Source organism: Kitasatospora terrestris, assembly GCF_039542905.1.
In the GTDB taxonomy this organism is placed as follows: domain Bacteria; phylum Actinomycetota; class Actinomycetes; order Streptomycetales; family Streptomycetaceae; genus Kitasatospora; species Kitasatospora terrestris.
The window spans coordinates 5445761-5468821 of record NZ_BAABIS010000001.1 but is presented as its reverse complement, the minus strand read 5'-3'; the positions used below and the strand labels follow the sequence as shown (position 1 = coordinate 5468821).

Below are 23061 nucleotides of genomic sequence, written 5' to 3'. Positions count from 1 at the left end.
GGTCACCCGAAGGGCTGCCAGGGCCGGCCGGACCGGCGGCTCGCCGCAGGGCTGACGGCTGGCCCGTCGCCATCGGCTGACCGGCGGTGGACTGGCCGGGCGCCTGTGGCGGGGCGACCTTACGCGCCAGCCCCAGCCGCCCCGGCCCCTTCGGCTGGAGCTCTGCGGTGGAGCGGATCTCGGCCCCCGTCCCTTCGGGGGACCGGGCGCCACCAGTCACCCGGTGTCCGGGAATGTGTGTGGGCATGCGTTGGTCTGCGCCGTTCTGCCGAGTCATGTGCTGATAGGGAAGCCATAGGGAGCGTAGCGTGACCAAGTCGCTGCAGAGCGCTACCGCCACTCGGTCGTCCCCCGATCCGGTGGCGCCACTGCTCCGCCCCGGCGTGTCCCGCTGAACTGGCCGGTCCGGCAGGCGGCGCGGACGGCGCGGCGCGCGCCGCCTCGTGTCGCCGATCGCCGGTTCCGGACCTGGGGCGAGGGTTGGACCGGGGCGCCGGCGCCGGCAGGGGTAGCCGGTGCCGATCACCGGTCGCCACCATGTGCGCGCCGGCCCGGGTCCGAAGTCTCCGCCTCGGTGGTCTCCAGCTCGGTGGGTCTCCGGCTCGGCGCTCTCCGGCAATCACCGCGCGTTCGTCGACCACCTCCCCCGATGCCCCCCTCCCCTCTCCCTCTCCGGCCCCTGACAGCGGCCTCCTACAGTTCCTGCAGGCGTCGCCTGACAAGCCGCCAGTGGGCGCCGAAGCGTTCGACGTAGCCCAGCGAACCGAGCTCGTAGAGCCGTTTCATCGTCTCGTCGAGAGTCAGGCCCGCCTGGCGGGCGAGCCGTTCGGGCGGCGCGCCCTCGGCGTTGGCCGGGACCGCCTCCAGGACCCTGGCCACCGGGGGTTCCAACAGGTCTCGTGGGAGAACCGGCCCGGCGCGCCGAGGCGCGAGGTCCTCGCCGATCGCACCGATCAGTTCGCCGACTTCGGCACCGTCCGTCACCAGGGTGGCCGCCCCACTCCGGATCAGGGCGTGGACTCCGGCCGACAATTCGGAGGTCACCGGCCCGGCGACGCCCATGGTGTGCCGGTTGAGGTCCCGGGCCCGCCGTGCCGTACTCAGTGCACCACTGCGCAGCGCCGCCTCGACAACGACCGTCCCGCGGGTGAGTGCGGCGATGACGCGGTTTCGGAGGACGAAGCGGAACCGGTTGGGGTGGGTGCCGAGCGGAAGTTCGCTGACCACCAGCCCCTGGGCGGCGATGCGCTCGATCAGCCCCGCGTTTCCGGGCGGGTACGCGACGTCCACGCCACACGCGAGTACCGCCACGGTCGTACCGCCCACCGCGAGTGCGCCCTGGTGAGCGGCGGAATCAATGCCGTACGCCGCACCCGAGACGATCACCCACCCCCGCTCGGCGAGCTGGGAGCAGAGCTGACCGGCCACGTACCTTCCGTACGGCGTGCAGGCCCGGGATCCCACTACGGCGACCGAGCGGAGGGCGAGCAGGCGCAGCGAACCGGTGCCGCGGATCCACAGCCCGACCGGCCGGCCGTCCCCCAGATCCTCGAGTTGCGAGGGCCACTCCGAGTCCCCCGGAATGATGAATCGGCCACCGCGGGTTCGCACACGCTCCAGATCCACCCTCGGGTTGATCTCCGGAAGGCGCGCTCGATAGGCGGCCAGCCTGGCCGAGCTGAGCCCGAGGTGTTCCGGTGCTGTGCCGTCCCTGATCGCCCGCACCACCCTCAGGGCGCCGAGCCGTGCGACGGCGCGCCCGATGGTCGCGTCGCCCGGTTCGATCAGGCGGGTGAGCGCGGCCCGGGCCCACCTCTCGGGGTCGACCTCGGCGGGTGACTCAACGATTGGAGACACGGGAGCGGCAACTGCGGGACCGCTAGCCGCGGTCTCGGACACGGCCCGGTCCGCCGGCCACCACCCGGTGCCCGGAGCGGTCGACGCGGCGCCCTCGCCCCTGACACCGTCCTCACCACCGTTCCCGGGGCTGATGCCCGCACTGATAACGGTGTCGGAGCCGGCCCCGGCTCCGGTTCCGGCGCGGCCACCGTCCCCGACGGCGGCTGCAGCATCGGGGCCGGCCTCGGCGCCGAGGCCACCCCCTGCTGACGGCACGGCCTGTCCTCCCGGGGCGCAGGCCGCCGGTCCTCGCCGAGGCGCGCCGCGCGCCTCGGCCGACGGCGCCGCTCGGACCTGCCCGGCGACCGGGCCGGGTGTGGTCGGGCGGTTGCGGGGCCGCCTCGGCCGAGGACGTAGCCGCGCGGCAAGGCCCGGTTCGGGGAGCGGCACGGGGGCCGCGATCCGGACCGCCGGCACGGGCGAGCCCGCAGCCGTCTCGGCGCGGTAGGCCGTGGCAGGGGCCGGGCTGTGGTGGCCACCGGTCAGGCTCGGCGTTGAACTCCGGTTCACGATCGTCTCCTTCGCGGGTCGGTGCTGATCGGTGCGGGTCGGGGCTGGCCGGGCAAGGCGTCAGCACTCGCCGCCCAGGTCGGTGTCGGGGTCCCGGTGCGGATCGACCCGCGGGTCGGTGAGCGGCTGGCCCCGGTGGACACCGGTGCGCAGGGTCAGTGCGGTCCTGATGTCGCTGCGTTCGGGCCGGGGGCGGCCGGCCAGGTCGGCGACCGTCCAGGCGACGCGTAGGACGCGATCGAGACCGCGGGCGGTCAGCAGGCCGCGTTCCAGGTCCCGCTCCGCGTCGGTGAGTGATCCGGGGGCGAGCCGCCAGCGGGTGCGGAGCTCATGCCCGGGCACCTCGCCGTTGGTGCGCCAAGGGGTGCCGACGAGCCGGGCGGCCGCTCGCTCGCGGGCGGCGCGTACGCGGGCGGCGACCGTGGCGGTGGTCTCCGACGTGCGGTCGCGCTCCATCAGTTCGGTCTTGGTGACGGCCGCGACCTGCACCTGGAGGTCGACCCGGTCGAGCAGCGGCCCGGAGAGTCGCGCCTGATAGCGGTTGACCATGACCGGGGTGCATTCGCAGCCCCCTCCTCTCATCGAGTACTGACCGCAGGGGCAGGGGTTGGCCGCCAGGCAGAGCAGGAAGCGGGCCGGCAGCCGCATCGAGCCTGCCGAGCGGGCGATGGTCACCTCGCCGGACTCCAGGGGCTGGCGGAGGGCGTCGAGCACCCGGACCGGGAACTCGGGTGCCTCGTCGAGGAACAGCACGCCCCGGTGGGCGACCGAGACGGCACCGGGTCTCGGCAGACCGGTGCCGCCGCCGACGATCGCGGGCATGGTGGTCGAGTGGTGCGGCGCGCAGTAGGGCGGGGCGTCGACCAGGGGCCGGTCGGCGGGGAGGAGGCCGGCCACGGAGTGGACCGCGGTGACTTCGAGCGCCTCGGCGTGGGTGAGCGGGGGAAGCAGGGCGGGCAGTCGCTCGGCGAGCATGGTCTTCCCGGCGCCCGGCGGGCCTTTGAGGTAGAGGTGGTGTCCACCGGCGGCGGCGATCTCCAGTGCACGCCGGGCCTCGTACTGGCCCGCGACGTCGGAGAGGTCGGGTCGGACGTCGTGGTTGGCGGCGAGGTTGCGGACTCCGACTCCGGGCAGCAGGAGCCCGGCAGCCATCGGGTCGGGCAGGCCGGCACCGAGGACCGGTGGCTCCTCGGGCTCGGGCGCGCCGGTGAGCAGGGCGATCAGCTGGCGGAGGCTGCGCACTCCGCGGACGGACACACCGGGCACCAGGGCTGCTTCGGCGGAGGTCTGCTCGGCGACGACCACCTCGCGGTATCCGGCGTCGGCGGCGGCGAGCACCGCCGGCAGGACACCGCGGACGGGGCGGACCCGGCCGTCCAGACCGAGCTCACCGATGATCAGCAGGCCCGCGATCGAGGACGGATCCAGGCGCTCGGCGGCGGCGAGCACGGCACAGGCGACGGCGAGGGCAATACCTAAGCTGCGACGCTTCTCGTGTCGCCGGGTCCCCCGACGACAAACGGCCAGGCAGAGGGTTTCTGACCTCCCTCTACCCGGCCTCACCGAACTCACCTGAGTCAACCAGGGAGCGCAGCTAATGCGTAAGTTTGCCATGCCCCGCCGCCTGATCAACGCGGTCCGCGAGACGGTCCTCGCCGCCATCGCCCCGGCCACCAGCACCCCGGCCGCCCACATCCCCCCGGTCGGCCTGTACGAGCCCGACGAGATCCCCCCGGCCGACGAGATCGCCGCCGCAGCGAAGTCCTACCAGCGCGCCGCCGAGCAGGCCCGCAGCGCCGACCGAACCAAGCGCGCCGCCAAGAAGATCCTCGACCGGCTCCCCATCGGCACCTACGCCGGGTGGTCCATCACCCGCGAGCCGTCCGGCCGACAGACCGCCGACCTCGACAAGATCAAGGCGATCTTCAAGGCGCACGGCCTCGGCGACATCCCGATGAAGACCTCCGCGCCGACCCTCAAGGTCGCCCGCGTCGAGACCCCGGCCCCCGTCGCCGCGGCCGAGGCGGTGACCGCGTGAACGCCACCGACTTCGACCAGCTGTACCGCGACCACAAGGCTGCGGTCACCCGGCACATCGAGCGCCGCCTGTTCACCCCCGACCGGCACCTCGCCGAGGACCTGACCGCCGACACGTTCCTGACCGTCTGGCGGAAGCTGGAGGCCGGCCTCGTGGTCGAGCACCCGCGGGCCTTCCTGTACCTCAGCGCCGACCGCACCATCGCCGAGCACTTCCGCCGCCGGTCCTCCGGCGAGCAGGCCATGGACTTCGGGGCGACGAACACCACCGAGGCCGCCTCCGGGGCCGCGGACACCCCGCACCTCGCCGGGCTGTTCGCCGAGCTGGAGGAGGCCCGGGAGGTGCTGACGAACGCCGCGGCGACCTACCGGGCGGCGTACCGCAGGCACAACATGGCGCTGGCGAACCTGTCCGGGTCGAAGTCGGTGGCGGCTCGGGCCCGTAGCAGGGCCCGGGTGGAGTCCACCGAGCAGTGCCGGCAGGTGGCGCTGGCCGCGTTCCAGCGCGCCGGCGAGGTGCTGCGGGAGGCGCGGGAGGCGTGGAACACCGGCGCGGGTGAGCTGTCCGGGCTGGGCCTGCAGGTGCTGGCGGGTGCCCGATGAGCGCGAACAGCCTGCCCGCGGCGGCCGCGCTGCACGGCTTCCTGACCCAGCACACGGAGCTGCAGGCCTTCCCGATTTCGTGGGTGCTTTCCGGCCGGGACGGGGTGGGCGGGGGCCTGCCGGCCCATGACCCGGACATCCGGCGGGTGGCCAAGCTGTTCGCCGCGGCGCTGGGCGTGGAGGTGACCGGGTCGGTGTTCGACCTGCGGGAGAACGAGCGCGTGCTGGGCCGGTTCGTGCATGGCCAGGTCGGCGGGGTCGAGATCTTCTTCGGCGCCTACGCCTCGGTCGAGGACGGGGACCTGTGATGGCGAAGACCTCGAAGATCCCCCGGCCGACGGAGGACGCCGCGATCGGCCGTGTGAAGCCGCGGCGCCCGAGCCTGCTCGGCCTGTACGAGGCGCTCGCCCTGGCGGTGCGCCGTCGGGATCGGGCTGGTGCGCGGTTGGTGCGGCATCTGCTGGCGCAGACCGCTGCGGGTGGCCGGCTGGGTGAGGCATGAGCCGAACCTTGGCGAGCCTGATCGCCGCCGACACGCCGGTGCTCGGCCCGGAGCAAGTCCTGGCGAGGCTGCTGCCAAAGACGGCCGCCGGGCCCGACGGGTGCATCATCTGGACCGCTGCCACGAACCAGGGGTACGGCGCCATCCACGTCGGCCGGGCAAACCGCCGCGCCTACAGGGTGGCCTACGAGCTGATGGTCGGCCCCGTTCCAGCTGGTCTCCAGCTGGACCACCTCTGCCACACGCGGGATACGTCGTGCACTGGCGGTCCGGAGTGCCTGCACCGGCGGTGCGTCAACCCGCATCACCTGCAGCCGGTCACGGGCGGGGAGAACGCGCGCCGCTCGCCGAACACGCCGGTGGGTCGCAACATCCGTCGTGCGTCGTGCGTCAACGGCCATGCCTTCAACGAGGTCAACACGTACATCCGACCGGACACCGGTGGCCGCGTCTGCCGGAGATGCCGCACGGACAGGATGATCGCCGCGTACGCCGCCGCAAGGGCGGTCCGGCCGCCCAGCGGCCCCAGCTGTGACCATCGGAGCAGGGCAGGCAACTTGTGTTCCCGCCGGCCCGGCCACCTGGGGAAGCATCAGAGCCGGCCGGGCGGTGGGTCATGACGCGGCGGAGGGTCACGGTCGTCACCTGCGATCACGGTCCGGTGACCTTCGACGAGCCGGACTGGTGCGCCACTCCGCACGAGCACGGCGGCGCGAAGGTGGACGTGTTCCACGACGGGCCCGAGATCGGGCTGTCGGTGCAGTCTCGGCAGGGCCGGTCGCGGATCCTGCAGGCGGCGCTCACTCAGTTCCCGTTCGCGTCGGATCCGGCCCGCCGGGTGCCGTACGTGACGGTGCTGGTGGACGGCACGTGGCAGGGCTTCGACTCCGCGGGGCTGCGTGAGCTGGCCGAGGGCCTGGTCGGCTACGCCGGGCGGCTGCGGGACCTGGCCGCCGAGCTGGACCGGATCACCGCCGGCGCCGGATAGCAGCGCCCCCTGAAACGGCTGTGTCCCGGCCGGTAGCGTCGGCCGGGACACAGCTCCACTCAGTGATCAACTGCTGTAGAAGTCGTTGGTCGCCGGCTGCACCGGCCACTTCGCGGCTCCCCGGCGGGTCATCGGGTAGCGAATCGAGAAGACTTCGGCGCTGAACCGAATGTCGTTGACCTCGGCGACCAGCACCTTGCCGTCGACCTTGACGGTGGAGGTGCGGATCACCCGCAGCAGCGGGACGCCCGGCGGCATCAGCAACGCCTCCGCCTCGGCCGGGCTGGGAGTGATCGCGGTGATCTCTTCCTCCCAGCTGATCGGCTGCTCGGCCCACTCCTCGATGCGGTCGTAGATCCCGCCGAGGCCGGAGTTTCCGGCGATGACGGGGACGGCGGCGACGGCGGCAGGGTGCAGGTAGCTGTCGGTCAGCTGCCGGTGGGTGGGGACGTCGGGGTCGCCGTTGATCCGCTTACGGGCGACGACCGGGGTTCCGGGTTCGACGCCGAGGTAGGCGGCGATGTCGGCCGGGGCGGGCACTTCGCCCACCTCGGTGCGGGTGCCTTCGACCAGGCGCCAGTGCTGGACGTTGGCGCCGCTGTAGTAGCCGAGGTTGTCGCGCTCCATGGCGCGGGCGCGGACCATGCGGGTGGCGGGCTTCTGGCGGACGAAGGTTCCGGAGCGGCCGCCGCGGTACTCGACCAGTCCTTCGGTCTTGAGGATGTTGAGGGCCTGGCGGGCGGTCTGGCGGCTGACGTCGTGTTCCTCGGCGAGGGCTTCCATCGTGGGGAGTCGGTCGCCGGGCTGGAGTTCGCCGTCGTGGATGCGCGTGCGCAGGCCGGCTGCGATCTCCTCTGCGGATCGTGGCATGTGGGGTTCCTCTCGGGTCGGTCCCCGTTTCGAGACTTCAGTTTACGTGCTTGCACGTTTCCCTTGACTGCGCCGGACGCTGTGAGTCACCATCAGATTACCGAGTTAGGTGCATGCACCTAACCGACTGGGGCGGGCTTCGCCTACCCCGAAGTGCCCGAGGGCCACGCCTCGGTGCGCTCCTCAACCAACCATCCAGAAGGGTGTATTCGCCATGCCCGGAACCACGCTGAATCGGGGTGAGACCGCCCCCGCCGCCCCCTGCGCCGGCGCCGACATCGACGCCGACCTGTTCTTCCCCGCCGTGGACGGCACCGACCACCGCCGCCCCACCACCTGCGAGCAGCGCGCCCTCGCCGTCTGCGCCGAGTGCCCCCTCGCCCGCCGCGCCACCTGCCTGGAGGACGCCCTCGCCTACCCGGCGAGCGAGCAGTACGGCGTCGTCGGCGGCACCACCGCCTCGCAGCGCCGCGTGATCCTCTTCGGCCGGGCCCTGGTCGCCCGCCTGGGGGTGGCCGCGTGAACCCGGTCCTGGCCAAGGCCCTCGCCCACGCCACCGCCCGCCTGCAGATCGGATGGCCCCTCCTCGTGGTCGCCCTCGCCCTCTACGCCCCCGCCGACGGGATCACCCGCCTGGTGCTGCTCGCCGCCGGAACCGTCGCCCTGATCAAGGCCCCCACCCTCCCCGCGCAGACCAAGAACCGCCGCCCCGCCCCCGCCAACCAGACCCTCCGCAAGAAGGGCGACCCCCGATGACCGAGTACAAGACGTGGGCCCAGAAGGACGCCGAGGCCAAGCTGACCGACGCGCAGGCCGAGCAGGCGCGCGTCGCCGCCCAGGCCGCCAAGGTCGAGCTCGGCGGCGCCGAGGCCGCGGCCGCCACCCGCAAGCTCGCCGAGCAGGTCAAGCAGCAGCGCCTGCAGCAGCAGATGGCCGAGCAGCAGGACACCGCGAACGAGCGCGCCCAGGCCCGACGCCAGGCGCGGGCGGAGAACCGGGCCGAGGCCGGCACCGACTTCAAGCGCCTGGTGAAGGTGTTCGTCGCGGTCTGCATGGCCAGCGCCCTGCCCGCCCAGTTCCGCTACTTCCTGGGCCTGCACAAGGCCGGGGAGACCGGCACCGCATGGCTGCTCGGCCCGCTGCCCGTCGTGCTGGAGCTCGCCGCGTGGGTCGCCGTCCTTGGCACCTCGTGGGCCGGCCGCAAGGGCATGTCGAAGATCCCGTTCTGGGCGCTGACCGCCGCGCTCGCCGGGTTCGCCGCCTGGGTGAACTACCGGCACGGCACCGCCGAGTACGGCTCCATCGCCGGGTCCGCCCTCGCCGCCGCTTCGTTCGCCGGCCCGTTGATGTGGGAGCTCGCGGAGTGGATCGACGGCCTGGCCGCGGTGGAGACCCGCAGTCGCGAGCAGCGCGCCGCCGACAAGGCCGCCGCCGCGAAGGCCAAGGCCGAGGCGAAGGCGAAGGCGGAGCACGACGCGAAGCGGGCGAAGGCCGACCCGGACGTGTGGGCCCGGTTCCAGATGATCCTGATCGCGCACCCGCTCGGCACCCTCGACGAGGAGACCGCGTGGCGGCAGGCGTGGGACGACGTCCACCGCGCGCCGCTCGGTGTCACCGCCCTCACCTACGCCGGCCGGGTCGCCGCACAGCGCCAGCTGGAGTCGGTGATGGGTGAGGAGCACTCGGTCTACAAGGAGCTGGACGCGTTCCTCGGTGACGTCCTGCGGGACGCCGGGGACGACGGCGAGGAGGGCGGCGGAGCCCTCGTCGGGACCGCCCCGAAGAAGCCGTCCCCGGGCCCCTCAGGGGCCGCAAAAACCCTTGGGGGAAAAGGGAAGCGCGGCATCCTCGGGGGGCGCCAGGAGAGGCCCCGCAAGCCCCTGACGGCGGAGCACCTGGAGCAGGTACGGCAGTACGCCGCACTGATCGGTGAGAACGGCCGGACGATCTCCACCCGGATGGTGAAGGACCTCATCGGCGGCGGCGAGACGGACTACATCTCCCGCCTCACCCGGCAGGTGAAGGACGAGCGGGGCGAGAAGTGAGCGCCCGGCACCTCGACCCGACCGGCGAGCGCCACGGCGGAATGCCGACGTGGGCCTGGGGTACCGCCCCCGCTGGCCTGGCGACCCGGGACCAGCTCCGCCGCCGGGGCCTGCGGCCGGCACGCGGACAGCAGGTCGTTGCCCAGCTGGAGTGGGCCAGCAGTAAGGCCCGGCGCTCCGGCGGGATCCGCACCTCGAACCTGTACCGGCTCGACGAGGCGGTGCCGGTCGGTCCGTTCACCCCGGGCCGGGCCCGTGGCTTGGCGGCGGCGATGCGGGTCCGGCGGACCTGCCCGACCTGCCGCACCGAGCAGGCGTACTGCATCTCCACCCGGCTCGGCGAGTGCGCCAGCTGCGTGGCCGGCCCCAACCCGGAGGTAGACCGATGAACCGCGAGCGCCCCCGCGAGCAGTGCCATCTCTGCAAGGACTGGGGGTCCATCCCCGACGCGGAGAACCGCGGCCAGTACAAGCCCTGCCCCGAGCCTAAGTGCCAGGCCGCCCGCAAGGGCGCGGCCGCCAAGTCCCGCTGACCACCGGTCAGACCCACACCCCGCACACCACTCACGTCCGAGGAGACAGCCATGACTCTCGCCATCGTCTACGCCGCCAACACCACCGTCCCGGTCACCGTCACCACCTACTCCGGCACCACCGCCGTCGTGCAGATGCCCACCCAGCTCCACCACGCCTACGCCTCCGGCGCCCACACCGCCACGGTGATGCACCTCGCCGACGCGCCGCAGCAGGCCCCGGCCCAGGCCCCGCAGGTCGGCGTCGGCTCCACCATCGGCCTGTCCGGCGCCACCCTCCTCGGCCTCGGCATCGTCGTGTGGGTCGCCGCGAAGTGGAAGGCCTCGCCGAAGGAGGTCAAGCGGGCGTTCATCCTCGGCTCCGTCGCCACGATCCTGGTCGGCTCCTGGGGGCTTTTCGGCACCCTCAGCAACACCGTGAAGACCACCGGCGACTCCACCGGCGCCGTGATCGGCTCCGTCGGCCAGGCCGGCACCCGCTGAACCGGCCCGCCATCTGCCAGCTGACCGTGCCGCTCCGGCCCGCACCCACCAGTGCGGTCCGGGGCGGGCGGTGAGCCGGACAGCCCGGACAGCCCGACGAGAGAGGACACCGCTGTGAGCATCACCCTGGACCAGCCGTCCGCCAGCGGCGCCGAGCCGCAGAACCGGCCCGCGATCGACCTGACCAAGCACAACGACCAGGCCGCCGAGCCGCAGACCACCGGCCTCGACCGGCTCAAGGACCAGGCCCGCCAGGCGTTCGCCGAGGACGGCCCCGTCCGTACCCACCTCGGCCGCGCCTGGACCAACACCGGCAGCTGGCTGGCCACCGCCGATGTCACTGACGCCCAGCTCGCCACCGAGGTCCTGCGCCAGCGGCAGGTCGCCCACCGGCAGCAGGAAACGGAGCTGCGGCGACAGCTCGCCCAGGTCGCCTCGCAGATCATCGCCGCGAAGCGCGTCGAGGTCGCCGACCCGCGCACCAACGACCCGCGACAGGACGGCGACGCCGTCGCGATCCTCAAGAGCAGGAAGGAACTGATCGAGGCCCAGCTGCGCGCGCACCGGGAAATCACGGAGGAGCTGGCCGTGGCCCCGACCGCCGGTGAGGTCGGCCGGGCCCGCTGGGGACGGCGAGCATCACGGGCCGCGGCGCTGGTCGCCGGCGTGGTCGGCGGCGGCATCTACCTGCCCATGCAGTCCCCGTCGTGGCTGATGGTGTCGCTCCCCGCGGCGGCGGTCGCCCTGTGGCGGGCCGGCCACCCGGACACCGCCACGCCCGCACCGACCACCGGCGGTGAGCCCGGCGCGCTCGGGGCGGACGCCCACTGGCCCGCACCCGACCAGGCCATCGCCGACCCGTCGGCCGCGCCTACGGTCCCGGGCACCCTGCCCGCCGACCCGCAGATGCCGCCCACCGGCACCTTCCCCATCGCCCGCGTCACCAGCCCGCAGTGGGCCGGCGAGTGCATCCGCCGCGCCCTGGTGAAGCAGGGCATCCCGGTCGCCGAGCTGTTCGATGTCGACCGTCAGCCCTGGGGCTGGACCAGCAAGGTCCGCATCAGCGAGGGCACCCCCGCCGCGATCATCAAGGCCGCGCCCGACCTGGAGACGCTCCTCGACCTGGAGACGGGCCGGTTCATCCCGACTCCGACCCGGCGCCGCGCCGTCATCGACCTCAAGGTCGCGGTTGAGGACCCGTTCGCGTTCGTGCCCGGCCCGCCCCGCCGGGCGCCCCTGTCGATGTCCATCAAGGACAAGGCCGTGCTCGGCTACGCCATGGACGGCCGGCCGCTGGAGATGTCGCTGTACGGGCAGCAGGGCGCGATCGTCGCCGGGTCCGGCGGCGGCAAGTCCGCGAACATCCGGACCTTCGCCGAGTACCTGACCGCGTGCCGCGACACCGTGGTCGTCGCCCTCGACCCGTCCGGTGTCGGGCTCGGCCCGCTCGGCGGCGCCGCGGCCCTGACCCTGTCCAGTAAGGAGGAGATCGAGGTCTTCCTGCGCGGCATGCACAAGGTGTCGCTCGGCCGTCCGGCGCTGCTCGGCCGGCTCGGTATGGGCACCGAGTGGAAGCCGTCCCCGGAGCGGCCGGCGCTGATCGCGATCGGCGACGAGTGGCCGCAGGTCACCGACGGTGCGAAGGAGTCCGGGGTGGGGATCCAGCTCACGGGCCGCAAGGTGTGCGTGCAGCTGCTGATCGCCTCGCAGTTCGCCACGACCGACTACATCGGGTCGGCGATCATCTCCAACCTGGCGCTGCAGGTCCTCGGGCCGTGCCGGCAGGCCGACGTCACCCAGACGTTCGGGGGCGGCGCGATCGACGAGGGATGGCTGCCGCACCGCCTGGTCCCGAAGCAGGCGGATGAGTTGAACGACGTGGGCAAGTTCTACTTGCGGGGTGGCGGCTACGGCGAGCCCGTGATTTGGAAGGGCAACTGGTACGACGACGAGACGTGCGAGGAGCTGGCCGCCGAGCGGGCCCAGGCGGGGATCCCGCAGCTGGACGAGGAGTCGCTGGCGATGGGCGGCAAGGACTTCGCCGCACTGTTCACCAAGCACGGCACCGCGACCCGGATCCGCCGGGCGACGAGCGGTGACCGGGTCCTCGCCGACACCGTGCGGGTCCTGCGGGCCGAGGGCCTGGACCGGGCCCGTACCGAGACGATCGCCCGGCTGCTCGCCGAGCTCGGCACCGACTACGCCGGGATCACCGCCGAGGATGCGGGCCGGCGGCTGCGCGCCGCGGGTGCCGGCGGGGCGGTGAAGATCGGCGCCGTGGATGGCCGGACCAACGCCAACGGCTACAAGCTCGCCGACCTCGACGAGGCTCTCCGCACCACGATCTGACGCCCGGTCTGACCCGGTTTGCCCGGTCAGTATCCCCAGTCTCCCGCCCGGTATGCCCTGGTATGCGCAGGCGGTCGGCACCCGGTCCGCCAAGGTGCCGACCGCCCCCTGACCACCCGCTCTGACCTGGGACAAAACGGCACGAACCGACCCCCAGGACCGTCATCGACCGGGGCGGCCGACCAGCCGCCAAGCACGAGCGGCCGCCCCGGGCCCCCGACCACCCGAGAACGAGCAGAAGGAGAACACCATCATGGTCGACGCACTCACCCGCTGGGTGGACAGCCTCGTCGCCGCCAAGCCCCGCTTCAACCCGGGCGAGCGCGCCCTCCGCGGCGGCCACGACGAGTGGCTGCGCACCGCCGAGCTGAACCGGCCCTACTTCGGCGAGGACGCCGAGCACATGTGGATCGGACCCGAATGGGGCCCGCTCGACCTCTACTGCTCGGACCGCTGGGTCTTCACCGAGCGCGACAGCCACGCCCTGTACACCGCCGAGGGCATCAGCTCGATGCGGGCCTGGGCCGCGGTCGGCCCCCGGGGCCTGCTCACCGTCGAGCCGAAGATCCCGCCGAAGCCGACCACCCGGCTGCAGGTGACCGGCGACCTGCGCGACGGCGCCCACACCGAGCGCTGGCGGTTCTCCATGGTCTCCCGCTGACCGCCCACCAGCACCGCTGACCCGGAAGGACAGCACCGTGAACACCTCCTCCACCGAGGAACTGATCGGCACCTACACCACCGCCTCCGGCGGCCTGGTCGAGGTCGTCCAGGTGACCGTCACCCGGACCACCGACTTGGACGACGCCGCGGCGGGCTCCGGCCCGGTCTGGCGGTGTCACGCCTGCGGGGACCACTCCGGCGCCCCCTACTCCAACCCGTTCCTGGACAACCCGACCGGCCTGATCCAGGCCGGCGCCGCCGCCCACGCCAGCACCTGCACCGCCTGACCCCACACCACCGCCCCGGCGACCAGGAAGGAGACCCCGGTGCCCACCCCGACGCTCACGCTCACCCCCGAGCTGCTCGACCTGGAGGCGGCCGGCCTCTTCCTGGTCGCGGAGATCGAGGCCTACCTCGCCTCCCTCAGCCCGGCCGGCCCGCGGGTCGACGTCGCCGCGCTCCTGGCGGCCGCGCCCGTCCCCGTCCACGGCAGCGTGCTGCAGGCCTGGAACGCCGCGCACCCGCTGCCCGTGCCGACGCTGCTCGACCGGGCCCGTGGCCGCCGGCCCCGCCTGGACGTCACCCCGTCCGAGTACCTCGACCTGATGTCCCGCTACCTGCACCAGCACGGCTGGGTGCAGGGCCAGCTCTGGGATACGGACGGCCGGGTGTGCGTGCTCGGTGCCCTGCTCCGCGTCTACACCGCCGGCTACGGCACCCCGGACACCGTCCGCCGGGTCCGGCAGCGCATCGGCAACGCCCTCGGCCGGATCGGCGCCCGCATGCCGGTCGACACGTGGAACGACCTGCCCACCACCACCCGCACCGACGTCCACCACCTGCTGCGCGACGCCGCAGCCTGAACGAGGAGACCGACATGGACCCGAGCAAGACCGCCGACGCCTACCGCGCCGCTCGCCGAGCCGGCGACGACACCCGCTGCAAGCAGATCGTCAAGGAGGTCACCGACCGCTACGCCACCCGCACCACCGACGGCAGCGAGCTCCGCGCCCTCCAGAAGGCCAACCTCGACACCCCCCTCGCCAAGCCCCAGGGCTGAAGTCGAACCCATGGACGCCCGAGACACACCATCCGGCGACCGGATCGTCGCCAGCTACACCTGCGCCCGCCTCGACGGCGACACCAGCCTCACCACCGCGATCCTCCACGCCGTCATCGACTACGACCAGGCCCACCCCGGCGAACCTCCGCTCATGGACCGCATCGCCGAAGCCGACGACCGCACCCCGCCCGGCGCCTTCAAGGCCTGACCGCCATACGGCGCCGCACAGCCCCCGGTCCATCTGGCCGGGGGCTCTCCCATGCCCGCCTTCCACAGGCTGTGGAAAGCCGCTTTTCCCGACGAGCCGTCAGATCAAGATGGGAACCTCAACGGCATGAGCAGCAACACCACCAGCACCCCGCCGGCCAACGGCTGGACTTACACCACCCTCGGCGCCCAGAACATCCCCGTGCACTGCGGCCGGCAGGCCTTCGACGAGGACCTCGGCGAATGGCTGTGCGCCACCTGCGACGCCGTCACCCACGTCCGCGACATCGAGGGCTGGCCCGGCCACAGGCCCACCACCTGACGACGAAGGGGCCCCTGCTGCCGGCATCGCGCCGAACCAGCCGGGGCCTGCCGTCGTTCTCCCCTTCCGCTCACCGGTCGTCGCACAGGGCCTTGGCCATGGCCACAATGTGCGCACCCACCCACGACTCCATCGTGGCGGCCCCCCACACATGACCCCACGGGCACTGCACCTGGGCCGGCCGAAGGCTCCAGTCCAGGCTGTCCAGCAGGACCGTCAGTGGCGCCTCACAATCGCACTCCGGGCACGCCTCGCGATGCTCCCCGAACACCAGGCCGTCGATCAGTTGCAGATGCACAAGAATCCGCGGCTCGTCCATCATCGCCCCCGCGCCCGGTCGTAGTTCCGCAGCGCCTCCGCAATGTCGCCGGCCATCTCGTTCGCAAAGGCTCGACGGTCTGACGGGGACGTCATCCCAGTCGGGGGCGGCACGGTGACGTTCACGTTGTACGTCACCGCGCTGTTCGTCACCGCGCTGGTCGCGAGACTCCCGGCGCCGGGGGAGAAGGCACCTGCCGCACTCAGGCTGGGTGCCGAAACGCCGAGTCCGATTCGGGTGCCGCCGATCTCTCCGGTGATCCCGGCGAGTTGCGCCCGCAGGTCAGGTACGCGTGAGGCGATACCTGCCATCAGGCCGTCCATCAGCAGCGCGCCGGCAGGCGTCAGCATGATCGCGTCGTACGCCGGCGGGCCCTTGTGCTCCCGGATGTAGTCGCCGATGCTGCCGAGGAAGTTCCCCAGATCCCCGAGCTTCGACTTGATGCCGTTGATCAAGCCGCCCATCAGGCGCGTGCCGGCGTTCCACAGCGTCGAGCCGAGATCACCGAGGGCGTACATGATCTGGCCGGGCAGCTCGAAGAACATCCGCACTGCCGTGCGAAGGACGCCGGATACCAGGTCACCGAAGCTGTTGAACGCCCCGCGCAGGTCGCCGGACAGCAACTGGGAAAGCATTCGCAGTGCCGGCACCACGACTTGCTGCACCTGCTTCGCCAGCTCGCCCGCGAAGATCGCGGCCAGCTTCGCCACCAGATCGACGATCTTCGGCAGCAGCGGCAACAGCGGCATCAGCCCGACCACCAGGAGCTGCGCGATCTGCGGCAGCAACGGCGCCAGCGCATCCACGATCTGGATGAACGAGTCCGCCAGCTTCACCAGCGACGGCGACAGCTCCACCAGCAGCTGGCCCAGGAGCGGGAAAAGCTGCGCGGTCAGCGTCGTCGCGAAGTCCACCAGCGGCTGGAACAGCGTCGGCAGGTGATCCAGGACCGGGCCGAGGACCTGCAGCAGCACGTCCGCCAGCTGCTGCACCACCGGCGCACCCTGCCGCCAATAGGTGATCAGGCCTTCCAGGAGCGGCATCAGGATCGGGCCGAGCTTCGCGATCAGCTCACCGAGAACGACGACGAACGGCGACACCGTCACGGCCAGCTGGGACAGGGCCTGCGCGGCGGTCGTCAGTAGCGGGCCGAGCGCACCGATGATCGGGGTCAAGGCGTCGCCGAGCGCCCGAATCAGGACCTGCACGCCGGGGGCCAGGGCGGATATGACCGGCGCTATGGCGCCGAGGGCCTGGGCGAGGAGCGGCGCGACGGTCGACGCGAAGACGTTGAAGGTGTCGAACAGGGCCTTCAGCGCGGCCTGGAAGCCGGCGCTGCCGGTGACCTCTCGCAGGCTGACGAAGAACCCGTCGAGGACGCCGAGGAAGTCCTTGACCCCACCGGACGCGGAGCCGAGGAGATTGCCGACCACGCCGCCGGCATCCCGGAGGACGTCGAGGAACTGAACGACGACGTCCATCGCCTTGTTGATCGCCGCGGTCAACTGCCCGGACGAGAACCCGGCGGCGATCTTCTCCGACCAGCCCGCGACGGTCCCGGAGATCATCGTCGTGACCCGCTCGAACGCGGGCCCCGCCGCCGCAGTCAGCTGACCGAACATCGTGACGAACTGGCCCGGCACCGTGGTCAGCGGCCGCAAGCCCTCGTTGATCGACGCGAAGGCCTGCTTCAACGTCCCCGACTTGGAGAGGCTGTCGAAGGCGTTCAGCACCCCCACAGCCATCTGGTTCAGCACGCCCGCCGTACCCACCAGGCCGGCCCGCAGATCAGGCAGCACCTGGTGCGCAACCGACGTCAGCCGCTCACCCAGGCCCGCGAACAACGCCTGCTGCACATCCAGCCGCAGGTCCGTCCACGCCGGGCCGAGCGCCTTCACCGCCTCGACGAACTCCCGGGCCGCAGGCGCCAGCTTCGCGAGCGCCGACCCGACACCGCCCGCAGAAGACGCGGCCTTCGTGTTCGCGTCCGCCACCGCCCGCTGGGCCTCCGCGACCCGCAGCGCCCCGTCCTCCGCCGCGCGTGCCGCCGAGATCTGCGCCTCCGACAAGGCGAGTGTCTTGTCCGCGGTGTCCTGCTGCGCGTCCTGCACCCGCTGCTGCGCTTCGACGACCTGATCGGCTCCGTCCACACCGGCCCGGTTCGCCTCGGCGACCTGCTCCTTCAGCCGGGCCTGCGCGGTCTCCTGCTCTCGCAGGTGCTGCACGGCCTGGTCGAACGTCAGCTGCGCCTGGGCGCGCTGCAGCTGGGAGGCGCGCGGGTCCTTCAGGGTCGTGTCGAGGTCGGCCTTGGCCTGCTCGACCTGCAGTACCGCGTCGCGGTGGTCGAGCTCGGAGTCGACCAGCTGGGTGTTCAGGTCTTCGAGCTGCGTGGCGGCGTCCTTGCGGGCCCGGGTGAGGTCGAGCTGGGCCTGCCGCTCGGCGCGCTGCGCGTCGGTGAGGTCCCGCTCGGAGGCGGCGACCTGCTCGACGGCGCGGCGGTTGGAGTCCGCGGCGTCACGGACGGCGATCTTCAGTTGCTGCTGGGCGTCGGCCACCCGGCGGGCCGTGTCCACGGCGGCGCCGCCGCCGCCGACTGCGGGGTGGAAGGCTTCCTTGAACGCGTCGCCCAGCCCGGCGGTGCCGATCTTCAGCGTGCCGAGGACCGAGGCGAGCGCGCCCAGCGCGGGGATCGCTGCGGCGGCCGCGGGCCCCATGGCGACGATCGCCTGCGCACCCTGGATCAGGCCGGGCGCCAGGCCGAAGACGACGCCGCTGAGCATGCCCATCCGGCCGGCCAGCGACCCGATGGCGGACTCGGCACCGGCCGCGCCCGCTGCGGTCCTGCCGAAGATCCCGGACAGCCCCGCGAGGCCGGGCGCATCCACGTCGACCCGTACGCGCCGGTTCCTGGTCAGGGCGTCCAAACGGGCACGGGTGTCGCCGGTGATCAAGTTCGCGCGGACGTCGATGTTGCGGTCGCGGGTGAGCCGGTCGAGCTGAGTGAGGTACGAGTCCGCCCGCAGGCGCGGGTTCACGTTCACGACCTGGTCCCGGGTGAGACGGTCGAGCTGCCGCAGGTACTCGGCAGGGTTGCCCATCACGGGCGTGATGGTGACCTTCTGGTCCCGGGTCAGCTTCGTCAGCTGAGTGAGGTAGGTGTCGGTGTTGCCCATCTCGGGCGCGACCTTCACCTTGAGCTGACTGCCGAGCGACGCGAGCTGCTCGCGGACCCGGGTGTCGTCCAGCGTGGCCTTGAGCCCGACCTGCATCTCGCGGCCGAGGCGCTGCAGCTGCGCGCGGGCGGCGGAGTCGTTCAGGCGGGCCAGCAGGTCGACGTCGAGCTTCTGGCCTTTCAGCCGGGCCAGGTCCGCGTCGTACTTGGACCGGTCCATCGTGACTTCGACGAACCCCTCGGCGACACGGAAGCCCATCAGCCGGCCCTCCGCTCGTCGGCGGGGGCGAGGAGCTCGACCAGGTCGACGCCGACCTCGGCGGCGAGCCGCGCGGCGATCCGGATCGGGGGCTGCACGTTGCCGGTCTCGTAGCCGCGGACGGAGCGTTCGGTGCGGCCGGCGGCTCGGGCGAGGCGGGTGGCGGGTATGCGGGCGCGGCGGCGGGCGGAGCGCAGGGCGGGCCCGTTGAAGGTGAGGTCGGGCATGGGGACCTTCTGTGGTCAGCGATGTGGGCGGTGCGCGTCCTGCGCGGCGTTGCCCATCGCGGGCTGACCTGGTGCCCCATCGCGGGGCGGTCCCTGCTGTCATCTGGCCTGTTGCTCAACCGGCGGTGCGGTTCGGTGTCTCACCGAGGAGCCTTGGCGTACAGCGATGTCCAGCTACGGAAATAGTACTTCCGCTTCGCCCAGGGCCGGAAGGCCTGTAGGCGGAGTCAAAACAGCACGATGCCCGGCACCTTGTAGATGCCGGGCATGGTGCGCGCTCTCAGATGTCGAGAGCGACGACGCGCTTCTGTCCGAGCTCGGCCGCCGCTCGGGATGCGATCGAGTCGGGAAGGTTGGCGACTGCTTCCTTCAACGAGTCGTGGGTCGTCAGGCTGGGCACCCACCGGTCGTTGCAGTGCGCGGTGTAGGTCACGAACTTGCCCTTGGCCGTGATGGCGACGCCCCAGTAGGTGCCGAGGTCGTAGGCCTCGTATCCGTGGTCCCGCTCGTTGGGGGCGACGAGCCACTTGCCTCGGAAGCTGTGCGGGATCGGCCCGCTGTAGTCGTCGCCGGCCTGGACCTCGATGGTCTCCAAGTCGTCGGCGGACACCTCAATGGGGAGGTACTCCTGCAGAGCGTCCGCGACCACCTGGGACACGCTGCGCCGGGTTTCCTTCGCGTGGGCTTCGGCGCGCGCCCAGAGTTCGGCGTCGTCGTCGCGGACGTACAGGGTCTTGCTCGGGGACATGAACCCTCCTACAGAGAACCTACGTGCAAGCGAATATACGTATGTTCTGTTGTGGTCACAAGAGGGTAACGCGCACTCAGTTGCCTTAGGCGCCGGACTCGATCACCTGACTCACGATAACGTTCCTTCTCGTGAGCCAGAATCGCGCTGTGATCAGCATCCCTGACACCCGCTCAGCCACCCCCGCCGACACCAACGACAGCCCCGCCCTCTCCGGCGCCGCCCAAGCCGCCATGGCCGCCGGCATCCCCGACTCCACCAAGCGCGCCTACTCCGGCGACTGGCAGCGCTTCACCGACTGGTGCACCGCCCACGGCCGCACCCCGCTGCCCGCCACCCCCGAGACGCTGATCGAGTACGTCACCGTCCTCACCACCCAACCCCGCCCAGACACCGGCCGCCCCTACGCCCCGTCCAGCATCGAACGCGCCATCGCCTCGATCCGCACCGCACACCGCGCCGCGAACCTGCTCCCCCCGGAGACCAAGGGCGCCCGCCTCGTCCTGCGCGGCTACACCGACGCCCGGGCCCGCAGCAAGGACCCGCAGACCCGCGCCCGCAAGGCCAGCCCCGCCCTGCCGGACAGCCTCCGCGCGATGCTCGACACCCTCGACCGCGACAGCCTCGCCGGGAAGCGCGACGCCGCGCTGCTGCTCCTCGGCTTCGCCACCGCCGGCCGCGTCTCAGAGCTGGTCGCGCTTGACCTGGCCGACCTTCAGGAGACCGACGAGGGCCTGCTGGTGTCGATGTACCGGGGCAAGGTCCGCAAGCTCACCGACGTGGCGGTGCCGTACGGCTCCAACCCGTCCAGCTGCCCGGTGCGGGCCGTGCGCTCCCTGGTCGCAGCGATGGGCGAGGCCGGCCGGGAGGCGGGTCCGCTGTTCGTGCGGGTGGACCGGCACGGCAGGGTGGCGCCGCCGATGCTGCGCCGGGGTGTGCCGATCGGGGATCCGGAGGGCCGGTTGACGTCGCAGGCCGCGGCGCAGGTGGTGGAGCGAGTCGCGGACGCGGCGGGCCTGGTGGGGCAGTGGACCGGGCACTCCCTGCGGCGGGGGTTCGCGACGGCGGCGCGGAAGGCAGGGCACGACATGCTGACGATCGGCCGGCACGGCGGCTGGGAGGACGGATCGAAGGCTCTGCTGGGCTACTTCGAGCAGGCCGACCAGTGGCAGGAGAACGCGCTGCACCGCATCGGGTTGTAGCCGAGTCCTGCAGGTGACTCAATCTGAGTCACCTGCCGAGATCACCGGACACGACAAAGGCCCCGGGCGTACTGCCCGGGGCCCTGCTCGTTCACCTACTCCGCCGACGACCCGTCCACGTCGAACCCGCCGGACTCCGCCACCCGTCGAGCCCAGGCAGGGACCGGCGGCGTAGTCCGCGGCCGCGACGCCCGACGGCCGGCCGCCTGCGCACCCACCGCCGCGGCCCGCTCCGCCTCACCCTCGGCAGGCCCGCGGCGCTCACCCAGGCGGGCCGCCAGCGCCTCCGCCCACCCGTCCTGGACCAACTGCCCGGCCCCGGCCTCCCGGGCGCTCACAGCGCGAGCCCCTGCACGCTCTCGGCGGCGTCCCGCAGCGCCTGCCGCACCCCGGACAGCTGCTGCCACCGCGGGTCGTCCCGCAGCGTCCGCGAGTCCAGACCCAAGTGGGTGATCGGCCGGCCCGGCTGCACCCGCAGCCGCAGCGCGCGGGCGTGCTGGGCTTCCTCCAGGCGGGCCTCCGCCTCCCGGATCGCCAGCAGCGCAACCCCGAGGGCGTCCTCGAAGGCCGCCTGTGCCGAGTCGGCGATCGCGCTGGACGAGGCGGCGGTCACCTCGGCGAAGTCCTGCAGCGCCTGGTCCGTCACGGCGCGCGCGGCGTCCGCCTCGGCCTGCTCCGGCTTCGACCCGCGGGCCTTGTCCGCTGCCTCCTGCGCGGTCCGCTCGGCGGCGAGGGCGTCGCGGACCGCGGCGAAGGCGTCGGCGCACGGGGCGGGCAGGTGCGCCGGCCGGAGGGTGAGGTGCGACGGCGGGGAGAGCCGGCGGGCGTAGATCAGGTCGATGAGCTTGTTCTCGGGGGCGGTGCTGGTGGTCACTGGTCCTCCTGGTTGGTGTCGTCGGTCGTGGTGGTGGGGCGGAGTCGTTCGGCGTGCCGCTCCCAGCTCGGCCGCCGATCGGTCGCGGGCTGCTGCCGGCCGAGTAGCCGTTCGGCGTGCAGCTGCGCGGTGGACTTCCTGTCGGTCACCAGGCCTCCAAGGTCTCGGTGTCACCACGGAGGTACGCCTCCGTGCGTTCGTTTTCGGCGCGCTTGCGGGCGATCGCGGCCGCGACCTCCTTCTGCGCCTGGGCACGCTGCTCGGGGGTGGCCAGCTTGTGCTCGTCGAGCGGCGGCATCTCCTCGCCGAGCGCGACCTTGGCGTCGTGAATCATCTGGTGCAGCTCGGAGAGGGGCTGCGCACCCATGCGGCAGGCCTCGCCGTGGTGCACGCACCAGGGGTTGCGGCCGCCACCGCGGGGTCGGAGGTCAACGGGCACGATGGGCCCCCTCGTAGCGGCGGGCAACCTCGGCCAGGCGCTCCGCGTTCCGGGCCTCTACCTCGACCAGGAGCTGCTGCAGCTCGGCACTGCGGGCCTTCTCGCGCTTCGGGCTGACGGGCTCGTGCCGGTCCAGGTACCAGGCGGTGCGGGCCTTCTCCCTGTCGGGTTCGGGTTCGCCGCGGGCCTGCCTGACGAGCTGCCAGAGGGCCTGGTCCTGGGGGTTGGGTTCGGGCGGGTCGACGGGCCAGAGGGTGCCCATCCGGCACAGCTCGCCGTGCCAGCGGCAGAACGCCGCGGTGCGGGGGCGGAGGTCAAGCGGCATGCGGGTCTCCCTGTTCGACCTGGATGACGACGGCGGAGGGAACGGCGAGGCCGAGTAGCCGTACGCGGTCGCGCTCGCAGGCGAGGATCGCGGTGAGGATCTTCAACTCCAGGGCGGTGTTGCCGTCGGCCTGCGCCTGAAACCGGAGCCGGTTGAGGCGCTGGAGGACGCCGTCGAGACGGTGTTCGACGGTGGCGCGGAGCTGCTCGCTGGTTTCGGCGCCGAGGTCTTGGAGGGCGTCGCGGAGGCGGCGGGCGGCTGTGGATCGTCCCACTCCAAGGTCCACGGCGATGTCTCGTACGCCGAGGCCTTGCCGGCGGAGTTCGAGGGCGCGGGCTTGTTGGAGTTGGCGGCTGTGTTGGCCGGGGTTGCCGGGCATGGGTGTCCCTCCTGGAGGTGGCCGGCGTGGGCTGATGGCCTGAA

The 23061-nt window shown here is 72.5% G+C and carries 31 protein-coding genes and 1 pseudogene; 20 read left to right on the top strand and 12 right to left on the bottom strand.

Features of this window, described 5'->3' with window-relative positions; genetic code table 11:
* Positions 1–693 precede the first annotated feature (693 nt).
* Positions 694–1899 (bottom strand): DNA-processing protein DprA, encoded by a 1206-nt coding sequence (dprA, locus tag ABEB06_RS25260; RefSeq protein WP_425559693.1) that lies wholly within the window; start codon positions 1897–1899, stop codon positions 694–696.
* A gap of 570 nt (positions 1900–2469) precedes the next feature.
* Positions 2470–3885 (bottom strand): annotated as a pseudogene (locus ABEB06_RS25255) (YifB family Mg chelatase-like AAA ATPase); the annotation flags it as partial.
* 121 nt (positions 3886–4006) lie between these two features.
* Here ABEB06_RS25255 and ABEB06_RS25250 point away from each other — a divergent pair.
* From ABEB06_RS25250 to ABEB06_RS25225, 6 genes are read left to right on the top strand one after another with little or no spacing between them, the layout of a single operon-like run.
* A complete protein-coding gene (locus tag ABEB06_RS25250) occupies positions 4007–4447 on the top strand; it encodes a hypothetical protein (RefSeq protein ID WP_345699176.1) in 441 nt (146 codons plus the stop codon).
* On the top strand, positions 4444–5049 hold the full coding sequence (locus tag ABEB06_RS25245) for an RNA polymerase sigma factor (RefSeq protein WP_345699175.1): 606 nt from the start codon (positions 4444–4446) through the stop codon (positions 5047–5049). The genes ABEB06_RS25250 and ABEB06_RS25245 overlap by 4 nt, the downstream gene beginning before the upstream one ends.
* Positions 5046–5357: a hypothetical protein gene (locus ABEB06_RS25240; RefSeq protein ID WP_345699174.1), complete on the top strand. Its 312-nt coding sequence runs from the start codon at positions 5046–5048 to the stop codon at positions 5355–5357. Before ABEB06_RS25245 ends, ABEB06_RS25240 begins: the two co-directional genes overlap by 4 nt.
* Entirely contained in the window at positions 5357–5551 is a 195-nt protein-coding gene (locus ABEB06_RS25235; RefSeq protein ID WP_345699173.1) for a hypothetical protein, read from the top strand. Before ABEB06_RS25240 ends, ABEB06_RS25235 begins: the two co-directional genes overlap by 1 nt.
* Before the next feature lie 8 nt (positions 5552–5559).
* Positions 5560–6171: an HNH endonuclease family protein gene (locus tag ABEB06_RS25230; RefSeq protein ID WP_345699172.1), complete on the top strand. Its 612-nt coding sequence runs from the start codon at positions 5560–5562 to the stop codon at positions 6169–6171.
* Positions 6168–6539 (top strand): DUF6907 domain-containing protein, encoded by a 372-nt coding sequence (locus ABEB06_RS25225; protein WP_425559692.1) that lies wholly within the window; start codon positions 6168–6170, stop codon positions 6537–6539. Before ABEB06_RS25230 ends, ABEB06_RS25225 begins: the two co-directional genes overlap by 4 nt.
* Positions 6540–6605: 66 nt before the next feature.
* Here ABEB06_RS25225 and ABEB06_RS25220 read toward each other — a convergent pair whose 3' ends face one another.
* Positions 6606–7409 (bottom strand): GntR family transcriptional regulator, encoded by an 804-nt coding sequence (locus ABEB06_RS25220; RefSeq protein ID WP_345699170.1) that lies wholly within the window; start codon positions 7407–7409, stop codon positions 6606–6608.
* 214 nt (positions 7410–7623) lie between these two features.
* Between ABEB06_RS25220 and ABEB06_RS25215 the strand changes: the two genes are divergently transcribed.
* The 13 genes from ABEB06_RS25215 to ABEB06_RS25155 all read left to right on the top strand — a co-directional run bounded on the left by ABEB06_RS25215 (position 7624) and on the right by ABEB06_RS25155 (position 15073).
* On the top strand, positions 7624–7932 hold the full coding sequence (locus ABEB06_RS25215) for a WhiB family transcriptional regulator (RefSeq protein ID WP_345699169.1): 309 nt from the start codon (positions 7624–7626) through the stop codon (positions 7930–7932).
* Positions 7929–8165 (top strand): hypothetical protein, encoded by a 237-nt coding sequence (locus ABEB06_RS25210; protein ID WP_345699168.1) that lies wholly within the window; start codon positions 7929–7931, stop codon positions 8163–8165. Before ABEB06_RS25215 ends, ABEB06_RS25210 begins: the two co-directional genes overlap by 4 nt.
* Positions 8162–9454: a hypothetical protein gene (locus ABEB06_RS25205; RefSeq protein WP_345699167.1), complete on the top strand. Its 1293-nt coding sequence runs from the start codon at positions 8162–8164 to the stop codon at positions 9452–9454. Before ABEB06_RS25210 ends, ABEB06_RS25205 begins: the two co-directional genes overlap by 4 nt.
* Complete coding sequence (locus tag ABEB06_RS25200; RefSeq protein WP_345699166.1) at positions 9451–9843, top strand: RRQRL motif-containing zinc-binding protein; 393 nt, start codon at positions 9451–9453, stop codon at positions 9841–9843. Before ABEB06_RS25205 ends, ABEB06_RS25200 begins: the two co-directional genes overlap by 4 nt.
* Positions 9840–9986 (top strand): hypothetical protein, encoded by a 147-nt coding sequence (locus tag ABEB06_RS25195; protein ID WP_345699165.1) that lies wholly within the window; start codon positions 9840–9842, stop codon positions 9984–9986. Before ABEB06_RS25200 ends, ABEB06_RS25195 begins: the two co-directional genes overlap by 4 nt.
* Before the next feature lie 51 nt (positions 9987–10037).
* A complete protein-coding gene (locus ABEB06_RS25190) occupies positions 10038–10469 on the top strand; it encodes a DUF2157 domain-containing protein (protein ID WP_345699164.1) in 432 nt (143 codons plus the stop codon).
* 114 nt (positions 10470–10583) lie between these two features.
* Complete coding sequence (locus ABEB06_RS25185) at positions 10584–12818, top strand: hypothetical protein (RefSeq protein ID WP_345699163.1); 2235 nt, start codon at positions 10584–10586, stop codon at positions 12816–12818.
* Positions 12819–13071: 253 nt separating this feature from the next.
* A complete protein-coding gene (locus ABEB06_RS25180; RefSeq protein WP_345699162.1) occupies positions 13072–13479 on the top strand; it encodes a hypothetical protein in 408 nt (135 codons plus the stop codon).
* Positions 13480–13516: 37 nt separating this feature from the next.
* Positions 13517–13768 (top strand): hypothetical protein, encoded by a 252-nt coding sequence (locus ABEB06_RS25175; protein WP_345699161.1) that lies wholly within the window; start codon positions 13517–13519, stop codon positions 13766–13768.
* Positions 13769–13807: 39 nt separating this feature from the next.
* Entirely contained in the window at positions 13808–14344 is a 537-nt protein-coding gene (locus ABEB06_RS25170) for a DUF6197 family protein (RefSeq protein ID WP_345699160.1), read from the top strand.
* A gap of 14 nt (positions 14345–14358) precedes the next feature.
* Complete coding sequence (locus ABEB06_RS25165) at positions 14359–14541, top strand: hypothetical protein (RefSeq protein ID WP_345699159.1); 183 nt, start codon at positions 14359–14361, stop codon at positions 14539–14541.
* Positions 14542–14551: 10 nt separating this feature from the next.
* Positions 14552–14752: a hypothetical protein gene (locus tag ABEB06_RS25160; protein ID WP_345699158.1), complete on the top strand. Its 201-nt coding sequence runs from the start codon at positions 14552–14554 to the stop codon at positions 14750–14752.
* Between the two features lie 126 nt (positions 14753–14878).
* Entirely contained in the window at positions 14879–15073 is a 195-nt protein-coding gene (locus ABEB06_RS25155) for a hypothetical protein (RefSeq protein ID WP_345699157.1), read from the top strand.
* 70 nt (positions 15074–15143) lie between these two features.
* On the opposite strand, the gene ABEB06_RS25150 is transcribed toward ABEB06_RS25155, so the two are convergent.
* The 4 genes from ABEB06_RS25150 to ABEB06_RS25135 form a co-directional block, all read right to left on the bottom strand.
* A complete protein-coding gene (locus tag ABEB06_RS25150; protein WP_345699156.1) occupies positions 15144–15395 on the bottom strand; it encodes a hypothetical protein in 252 nt (83 codons plus the stop codon).
* Positions 15392–18823, bottom strand: coding sequence for a hypothetical protein (locus ABEB06_RS25145; protein ID WP_345699155.1), 3432 nt, complete (start codon positions 18821–18823; stop codon positions 15392–15394). The genes ABEB06_RS25150 and ABEB06_RS25145 overlap by 4 nt, the downstream gene beginning before the upstream one ends.
* On the bottom strand, positions 18823–19050 hold the full coding sequence (locus tag ABEB06_RS25140; protein WP_345699154.1) for a helix-turn-helix domain-containing protein: 228 nt from the start codon (positions 19048–19050) through the stop codon (positions 18823–18825). Before ABEB06_RS25140 ends, ABEB06_RS25145 begins: the two co-directional genes overlap by 1 nt.
* 280 nt (positions 19051–19330) lie before the next feature.
* Positions 19331–19798, bottom strand: coding sequence for a hypothetical protein (locus ABEB06_RS25135; protein ID WP_345699153.1), 468 nt, complete (start codon positions 19796–19798; stop codon positions 19331–19333).
* A 149-nt stretch (positions 19799–19947) separates the two neighbouring features.
* Here ABEB06_RS25135 and ABEB06_RS25130 point away from each other — a divergent pair, with 149 nt between their 5' ends.
* On the top strand, positions 19948–21000 hold the full coding sequence (locus ABEB06_RS25130; RefSeq protein WP_345699152.1) for a site-specific integrase: 1053 nt from the start codon (positions 19948–19950) through the stop codon (positions 20998–21000).
* 334 nt (positions 21001–21334) lie between these two features.
* Here ABEB06_RS25130 and ABEB06_RS25125 read toward each other — a convergent pair whose 3' ends face one another.
* The 5 genes from ABEB06_RS25125 to ABEB06_RS25105 all read right to left on the bottom strand — a co-directional run bounded on the left by ABEB06_RS25125 (position 21335) and on the right by ABEB06_RS25105 (position 23017).
* A complete protein-coding gene (locus tag ABEB06_RS25125) occupies positions 21335–21874 on the bottom strand; it encodes a hypothetical protein (RefSeq protein ID WP_345699151.1) in 540 nt (179 codons plus the stop codon).
* On the bottom strand, positions 21871–22023 hold the full coding sequence (locus ABEB06_RS25120; protein ID WP_345699150.1) for a hypothetical protein: 153 nt from the start codon (positions 22021–22023) through the stop codon (positions 21871–21873). The genes ABEB06_RS25125 and ABEB06_RS25120 overlap by 4 nt, the downstream gene beginning before the upstream one ends.
* On the bottom strand, positions 22020–22241 hold the full coding sequence (locus tag ABEB06_RS25115) for a hypothetical protein (RefSeq protein WP_345699149.1): 222 nt from the start codon (positions 22239–22241) through the stop codon (positions 22020–22022). Before ABEB06_RS25115 ends, ABEB06_RS25120 begins: the two co-directional genes overlap by 4 nt.
* 61 nt (positions 22242–22302) lie before the next feature.
* The gene (locus tag ABEB06_RS25110) at positions 22303–22638 is read right to left on the bottom strand and encodes a hypothetical protein (protein ID WP_345699148.1); all 336 of its coding nucleotides are present in this window, start codon (positions 22636–22638) and stop codon (positions 22303–22305) included.
* On the bottom strand, positions 22628–23017 hold the full coding sequence (locus ABEB06_RS25105; RefSeq protein WP_345699147.1) for a helix-turn-helix domain-containing protein: 390 nt from the start codon (positions 23015–23017) through the stop codon (positions 22628–22630). Before ABEB06_RS25105 ends, ABEB06_RS25110 begins: the two co-directional genes overlap by 11 nt.
* Positions 23018–23061: the final 44 nt, after the last annotated feature.

Excerpts from the sequence above, each read along its gene's own strand:
- ABEB06_RS25250 (WP_345699176.1), top strand. The coding sequence starts at position 4,007 with ATGCGTAAGTTTGCCATGCCCCGCCGCCTGATCAACGCGGTCCGCGAG.
- ABEB06_RS25240 (WP_345699174.1), top strand. The coding sequence starts at position 5,046 with ATGAGCGCGAACAGCCTGCCCGCGGCGGCCGCGCTGCACGGCTTCCTG.
- ABEB06_RS25235 (WP_345699173.1), top strand. The coding sequence starts at position 5,357 with ATGGCGAAGACCTCGAAGATCCCCCGGCCGACGGAGGACGCCGCGATC.
- ABEB06_RS25225 (WP_425559692.1), top strand. The coding sequence starts at position 6,168 with ATGACGCGGCGGAGGGTCACGGTCGTCACCTGCGATCACGGTCCGGTG.
- ABEB06_RS25220 (WP_345699170.1), bottom strand. The coding sequence starts at position 7,409 with ATGCCACGATCCGCAGAGGAGATCGCAGCCGGCCTGCGCACGCGCATC.
- ABEB06_RS25215 (WP_345699169.1), top strand. The coding sequence starts at position 7,624 with ATGCCCGGAACCACGCTGAATCGGGGTGAGACCGCCCCCGCCGCCCCC.
- ABEB06_RS25205 (WP_345699167.1), top strand. The coding sequence starts at position 8,162 with ATGACCGAGTACAAGACGTGGGCCCAGAAGGACGCCGAGGCCAAGCTG.
- ABEB06_RS25195 (WP_345699165.1), top strand. The coding sequence starts at position 9,840 with ATGAACCGCGAGCGCCCCCGCGAGCAGTGCCATCTCTGCAAGGACTGG.
- ABEB06_RS25190 (WP_345699164.1), top strand. The coding sequence starts at position 10,038 with ATGACTCTCGCCATCGTCTACGCCGCCAACACCACCGTCCCGGTCACC.
- ABEB06_RS25180 (WP_345699162.1), top strand. The coding sequence starts at position 13,072 with ATGGTCGACGCACTCACCCGCTGGGTGGACAGCCTCGTCGCCGCCAAG.
- ABEB06_RS25165 (WP_345699159.1), top strand. The coding sequence starts at position 14,359 with ATGGACCCGAGCAAGACCGCCGACGCCTACCGCGCCGCTCGCCGAGCC.
- ABEB06_RS25160 (WP_345699158.1), top strand. The coding sequence starts at position 14,552 with ATGGACGCCCGAGACACACCATCCGGCGACCGGATCGTCGCCAGCTAC.
- ABEB06_RS25155 (WP_345699157.1), top strand. The coding sequence starts at position 14,879 with ATGAGCAGCAACACCACCAGCACCCCGCCGGCCAACGGCTGGACTTAC.
- ABEB06_RS25150 (WP_345699156.1), bottom strand. The coding sequence starts at position 15,395 with ATGATGGACGAGCCGCGGATTCTTGTGCATCTGCAACTGATCGACGGC.
- ABEB06_RS25145 (WP_345699155.1), bottom strand. The coding sequence starts at position 18,823 with ATGGGCTTCCGTGTCGCCGAGGGGTTCGTCGAAGTCACGATGGACCGG.
- ABEB06_RS25140 (WP_345699154.1), bottom strand. The coding sequence starts at position 19,050 with ATGCCCGACCTCACCTTCAACGGGCCCGCCCTGCGCTCCGCCCGCCGC.
- ABEB06_RS25135 (WP_345699153.1), bottom strand. The coding sequence starts at position 19,798 with ATGTCCCCGAGCAAGACCCTGTACGTCCGCGACGACGACGCCGAACTC.
- ABEB06_RS25115 (WP_345699149.1), bottom strand. The coding sequence starts at position 22,241 with ATGGGTGCGCAGCCCCTCTCCGAGCTGCACCAGATGATTCACGACGCC.
- ABEB06_RS25110 (WP_345699148.1), bottom strand. The coding sequence starts at position 22,638 with ATGCCGCTTGACCTCCGCCCCCGCACCGCGGCGTTCTGCCGCTGGCAC.
- ABEB06_RS25105 (WP_345699147.1), bottom strand. The coding sequence starts at position 23,017 with ATGCCCGGCAACCCCGGCCAACACAGCCGCCAACTCCAACAAGCCCGC.